This window comes from Streptomonospora sediminis (genome assembly GCF_054778995.1).
This window is the reverse complement of sequence record NZ_BAAGYZ010000131.1, coordinates 1-6593: the sequence shown is the minus strand read 5'-3', so window position 1 is coordinate 6593 and position 6593 is coordinate 1. Positions and strand designations below refer to the sequence as shown.

At 64.1% G+C, this 6593-nt stretch carries 1 protein-coding gene and 1 pseudogene; one reads left to right on the top strand and one right to left on the bottom strand.

Features of this window, described 5'->3' with window-relative positions; translation table 11 throughout:
* Window positions 1–6060: pseudogene (locus ACYVD5_RS25820) on the bottom strand (hypothetical protein); the annotation flags it as partial.
* A gap of 19 nt (window positions 6061–6079) precedes the next feature.
* On the opposite strand from ACYVD5_RS25820, the gene ACYVD5_RS25815 reads away from it, so the two are divergent.
* Window positions 6080–6593: hypothetical protein (locus ACYVD5_RS25815; RefSeq protein ID WP_461003748.1), on the top strand; the 514-nt coding region annotated here is incomplete at its 3' end.

The window sequence follows — 6593 nt, the reverse complement described above, 5'->3', positions numbered from 1 at the left end:
TGTGGCGGGGGCGGTGCTGGTGGCGGGGTTGGGTTTTTCGGTGATGAGGGGTTGGTTGGGTGCGGCTGGGGCGTAGGGGGGTGGGGGTGCGGTGGTGGGGGGTGCGGTGGTGTGTTGGTCGAGGAATTTTTGGAGTTGTTGGCGGTGGATGTCGGCGGTGGTGGGGCGGTCGGGTTCGGCGGTGTTGGTGACGTTGAGGTGGAAGGCGGCGGGTTTGTCGGCGCGGTCGGGGGTGGCGTTGTTTTCGGTGGTGTTGGTGCGGTCGTGGGGGTAGGGCGGGGGTGTGTCGGTGGGTGTGTCGTCGTCCAGGGCGGGGCCGGCGGCGAGGTCGTCCGCGCTGTAGGCGGCGTCGGTCGTGCCGGTCACGCGTGTGTTCGGGGAGGGTTGGAGCGGTCCCTGGCTCGGCGACTGGTTCTGCGGCTGCTGCGGGGCAGGCGGCGGTGCTTGCGCCGGGTGGTGCGGCTGGGCCGGCGCAGAGCGGCGGCCCGTTCCTGAATTCGACCCCGACCCCGGCCCAGGCCCCCGTCCGGTACGCGAATTTGACGGAGCTGTAGCGGATTGCGGCGCCGGTTGCGTGCGCGTGCTGTTGATCAGTTCGGGGAGCCTCGCCAGCGCCCTGGTCCACGCACGGTGCTTGTCCAGGTAGTCGTTGACGTGTGCGTCGTATTGCTCCTTCAGATCCTTGTACCTCTTTGACAACGCGGTGAACTCGCCGGCCGGGTCGGCGTGGCTGTTGTACAAGTCGGTTCCGGGACGGTTCGCCTCCACCGCGGCACGGGCCGCAGTCAGCGGGACCCGCGACCTGAGCATCTCGTCCTCGGAGGACACAAGCGCATCGAGGCGCACCTGCATCTCCTCGAGGCCCTCGGGGACCGTGTCGGTGTGGGTATCGTCCAGGAAGCCCAGCCGCAGGGCATCTTCCGCGGAGTACCAGGCGGACTGCCTGGTACGGGTGGTGCCGAGGAACGAGTCCCCGGTCGAATTTCGGCCGCTTCCGCGGTTTTCGGCGAAGACCGTCCACTCCGCGTCGAACTCCACGAGGAACAGCGCATCGTCGATGTTGCTCTTATACGTCGAGCGGCCTTTCGAGGCGAACGGTGCCGCGCTGGCTCCACCGCTTCTGCTGGCTGTATCGGCTTGTGCAGATGGCCAGATATGCGCATGCCGTTCAGGGTCGGTGGAGTAGATGTCGGCGTTCTGTGCGAGGCCTCCGCTGTTGTTCAGCGTTGTGGTTTGGCCATTGGTGGGGGCGTTCGTGTGCTCGGCGCCCGACGCTCCGGAAACCGACGCCGCGTGGGAGACGCTGAGGACGCGGGAATTCCCGGTGTTGACGGGCCGGAACTTGAACGTCTGGGAAGTCTTGTCCACCGGCGGCGTCCGGTAGCCGTCCGGGCCGGCTGCCCCATTTGTGTGCGCCATGAGGGCGGTTTCGGTGAGGCTGTCGTCGACTCCGTCGTAGTAGGCGTCGCGGCCGACCTTGCGGTCGAGGTAAGCGCGGGCGGCGTCGACGCCGGCCTGGGTGTAGCCGCCGTTCTCGGTTGTGTGGCCCGGTCCGGGCTTCCAGCCCTTGGTGGTCGCCAAGCCCACGTGGGCGAGATCCTGGATGGGCTCGCCGCCGTTTTCGATGGTTTCGAGGAAGCCGCGTGAGGCGGCGGTGGCGCGCTCATCCCGGTTCCGGGACTGGAATTCCTGGGCTGGAGTGCGCTCATTCTCCGGAGTGATCCGGCTGGGCTGCCCGCCCAAGGCCGACCGCGGACCGGCGCCCTGCGCCGGGTCGGTGAATTCAAGGTGGTGGTGGGAGTAGGTGGCGTAAGTACGACCACCGTTCCCCTGCCCCGTGACACTGTTCTGCCGCTTCTGCTTGGGCAGCTGCGCCCAAGCGCTTACACCCCGGTCGGGGAACGTGAGGTCCAGGGTAACGACGGTGTCGTGGCTGATCTGGGCGGCCGGGGTGACCATCGTAAGTTGGCTGGAGCGGGATGCGGCGTCGCTGGTGGCGATCCCGGTGTCCTGTTGTGAGGCGATCGTGTTGTTGTGGGGGGAGTTCAACGGGGTGGGGCGCGCACTGTCCTGCGGGACTCCGTTGGAGTCGGTGGGTGGCGGATCGGCGGTCGGGAACATCAGTCCGTTGCCTTGCACACCGCCGGAGTTCTGCGTCCCTGTGCTGGTCGTGACCCCTTTGGATCCCCGGTGCTGGTGCTGTTCCCGGTTCTCGACCACGGTCGAGGGGATCTCGATGCGGGCGTTGGTACGGGTGACGCTCAGGTCAATGACGGCCCTGATGGAGGGCGTGAGGCCGTGGGAGCCCGGCCGCTTGACCTTTACCGCGATCGGGGCACGCGATTCGGCGTGCTTGCCAAGGTCCGAGTTCAGCGCCGCGATCACTTTGTCGCGGCTTCTCCGGGTGAGTTGGAAGTTCATGCTGGCCAACTCGTTATTGAGGTCGCGCAGCGCAGGGTTGGCATCGGGGGGAGTCTGCACTTGCCCGCGCCCCTCGAACCCGGGGCGGACGCGGACATGGCTCCGATTGCTGCTCTGCTGGTCCATGACCTCGGCGGGCGACAGCAGAGACTCCCGCTGGGGTTCGTCCCCATAGGGCCGGTTCTCATTTCCCGGGGAATGCTCGGCAAGGCCGTCACTGAGTAGACCCTGGGTCATCGCGCCCCACAGGGACATGGTGCCCGCGAAGAGCTTTTGCGAGTAGGCGTCGAACTGGCTGTAGATGGCGGACCGGTTGATGGTGGGCCCGATGGTCCAGTTGCGGGCGAACTCGAACGCGTGCCTGAGGGTGCCGCCGGCCTCGAAGTTGACGGCGTGGTTGCTCAACGGCTGCATGGAGATGCCGGTGGCGCGGCTTTGCGAATCGACGTTGCCGCGGTTGCGGAAGGTCCAGGTCCTTTCGCCCTGTGGGCCCGAGGACATGGTGGGTGCATTGCTTTGGCCTTGGGACTGTCCCGCAGGGTCGGCGCCCTGGCCCTGGCCTTGGCCCGCGGGGCTGTTCACGACGTTCAGCCGCGGTGTGGCCGATCCGCCAAGGGACCCACTCCAGGCACTTGTGTTCGTCGCACTGCGGTCCTGGGGGTTGTGGGACTCATCGCGGAGGGTCTCCGCGAGCACGGGCTCGGCATCCACCCGGTCGACTTCGGGGCGGGAGTCGATGGTGGTGCGCAATCCGTGGGGGGAGAATATGAGGCTGCTGTGGTCGTTGCTGACGCGGCCGCCGTCCATCATTGCGGCAGCGGTGGCCGCCGGCGAGGCGTAGTGCGGGATGGACTGCGCCCCCGCTGGGCTGTCGCCGACGGTGCGCCGGATTTTGCGGGCGTAGCCGTTCACCAACCCGTCACCACCGAGCCCGAACCTGTAGCGGCCGCCGGCCCCTTCGCGGGTGAAAGCGCGGTAGATGAATTGGGCCCGGCTCATCCTCGTGCCGTCGCGCTGGTACTCGGTGGAGACATCATGGGCGCGTGCGCCCGCGTTGCGGAGTTTTTTGGAGAACGAGCCTTCCCCGGGCCGTGTCGGGTTGTTGACCTGGCTTTCGGCGGCTGGGACCCGGCGGGCCCAGTTGTGGACGACCGGGGCCGGAAGTGAGTCGAAGCCGAGCTTGTTGTCCGGGGGGAGTTGCGGCGTGGCGAACTCGTATATTACCGGTACCGGGTCAAAAAGCTCTTTTCCTCGTTGGCGAGGCGGGGTATCACTGAAGTCGCGGCCGAGGTCGTCTTTATCGTAAATCCGGACACTTATCTGGGAGTTCTGATCCCAAAGGTCGGACTTGCCGATGTATTTGGTGGTGTCGGTCGTTGATTCCGTTGCGCCCTGGTTCACGTTTTTGTTGCGGACATAGGACCAGGTGGACCTTAGGCGCGGGAAGAGGCCGGTTTCGCGGCGGGCTTGCGCGTCGGGTTGGCCCTGCATGAAATTGCCCGCGACGTTGGGCGTTACCGAGGCGTTTCCGCCCCGCCCCTTGCCCGTGTTCAAGCTCGCGGAGCTCTTCCCTTCTACTCCGATGCTTCGATCGGTTTCGCCAACGTGATCGGGGGTGTTGGCGGTAGGAGACGCGAAGATCCGGATCGTCTTAACGTTGCGTTTGAATGTGGCCGATTCACTCAGTTCGACAAGAACTCCGTCGGTCCCGTGGAGTTCGTTGTCATTCGCCAGGAGGCTGGACTCGGAGAGGGCGTCGATGACCTTTTGAGTGTTTTCTTTGGCTACGTCCTTGCTTCTGCGGAACGGGATCCTTTCCCGGATTTTCCGTCCTGGGTCGAAGTATCCCTTGTTTTCGTTCCCGAGGCGGAAGTTGAATTTTTTGTGCGTCCGGGTGGTGCTCGGAATGACAAGCCCGGGATGTTCTCTCGATATTTGGGCGAGCGCCCGATTGGCGAGTTCCTCGTGGACCGTGATCGGGCGCTGCTTGCTGTTCGGGTCGTTTTGGTTTTCGGGATGTCCAGGGAGCGGCCGGGACCTGAGGTAGTCGCCGCTGCCCCAGGAGTAGGAGACCGGTCTGCGGGTTCTGGTCGGCGTTTTTTGCTGCGCAGCGGTGTCGGTCTGAAGCGCCTGGGGTCGGTGGTCTGCGGTGTCCTTCAGGATCCGGGCGTTCTCGACGGTGATGCGATCCCGAGTGATTCCACTGAACCGCGTCTCTTCGGAATCTCCATCGAATTGAACGTAGTAATCACGTTCGGCTTCATAAATCTCCGCGGGCCCATTGTTCCAGAACATCCGAGAGCGTGTTGACGTGGAGTTGTTCGTTTCGCTGCGGTTGCGGGAGAAACCGGATCCCAGGTCGATGGCAACCGCGATTCGGCCCACGATGTAGTCCAGTACAGCGATGGAGATGTCCAATCCGCCGCCGAAAATGGCTCGGATGAACGTGGTTTGCGTATTGGTCGTCGTGTTGCCTTTAGCGTTACTAATAACCGACCGGAGATCAAAAAGGTTCGGTGGGTTCGGCTGCAGCGTGAACCTGTTCGGGAACGACCGGATGTACATGATCCGGGGATTCCCATCGGCATCATATATGTTGAGGGGTAGTGCGGTGACGCCTGCCTTTCGCAGGTTATCGCGGATCATGTCGTTGGTGAGGGTCTGCTCATTGGCCGCTCTGGCCCAGGCGCGCTTTGCTCGTTCCGCGGACTTGCGTATGGTCCACGGGGAAATCTTGTCGTTGAGGCCGACGCGGTCATTGACCCAGTCCGCGAGCTTTTTCGTTTCGTTGTCGACCGTTGTGGTGATGTCGCCGACGAAGAGAGGGTGGTTCTCTGCCAGCCGGCGGAGGCCACGATCGGGGATGCGGTTGGACGAGCCAGGGTCATTCGGGTTGTCGAAAGATATTTCCCTCGGCGCGCCCGGGTCGTTCTCCTGCTTAACGCCGCCGGGAACGTGCACTTCGACGTTGAGGTTGTCGCTCGCGTGTACCGCTTCCGCATCGCCCGGCGGAGTCAGTTCCAGTTCGAGGCTCATGTTCGACGTGTAGACGTCGATCGATCCTTTGAGTTCCTCGGTCGATTGGATCGAGTGGGAGTAGTTGGTTGCAATCGTTATCTGGCGGCTGCGCCAACCGGCATTGAGCCTGAAGACCAGGCGTGCGCCGAGCGCTCCGAAATCTGTCGGGGTGATGCTGAACGGGGTCACGTAGGCCGCAAGCGCCGCCCCCTTGTTCCCACCGTGGACGCCGGTGTTCTGCGTGTTCGACGACTGTCCGGATGATTCCCGGATCGGGTTCTTCGAATTGCTGGGTGACTCATTGGACCAAGCATCATGGGTCCATGAATACTTGTTTTCGGTAGTGTCGTCTTCTCTTAAAGAATTGGGTTTAAGGGAGAGCTTCCCCTTCCAAGTCCGGCTGTTGCCGTTGGCGTCGGGTACGGTGACTTCGAACGGGTATCCCCTTGGTTTGAAAACGCGTCGCGCGTCGTTCTCGGCCTGTTTATTTATCTCTTCGATGATCGCATCGGTCGGGGCCCTTGAACCGGAAGCCCGCCCTGCATTGATGTTGTCGATGAGTCCGCGAGCGCTGTCTCCGAGACCATGGAGATTAATGGCGTGCGAGCCATAAACACTCATCGGAAGCTGGTAATCGAGGTTGAACCTGTCTTCCGGCGGTGGCGTGACGATTGTCTGCGGTACCGGCCTCGGCTGCCGGGAGGGGCCCGCTTGGGAGGAGGCGCCGGATTGCGACCGGCCACCATTCGAGCGGTTCCTTGAAGGGTGGAGCAGGTTGCGCAACCACGTGGCCGTGGAACGGGGTTTGGAGTTGTTGATTGGTTGGTTCTGGTCGCCGGGTGCTTCGGCGGCGTTGTTTCCGGGGTTGGTGGTGGATTGTTGGGTCGAGGCCTGTTGGGGCGCTTGGGGCTGTGCCGCTGCGGGGCGGTTGCTGAGCGGGACAAGCGGGATGGCCCCGGTGGTGGCAGGGTCGGGGTTTGCGGCCGTGTTGCTGCCGGCGCGGTTTCCCGTGGCGGAGGCGTTGGTTGCGGTGGCGCCGTTGCTTGCGGTGGTGGTGCGGCTGGTTCCACTGGGTGCGGTGCCGCCGCCGGTGGTGCCGCTGGTGGTGGATTGTCCGGCGCCGGCGGTGTTGATGGGGATGTTGGCGGTGAGGC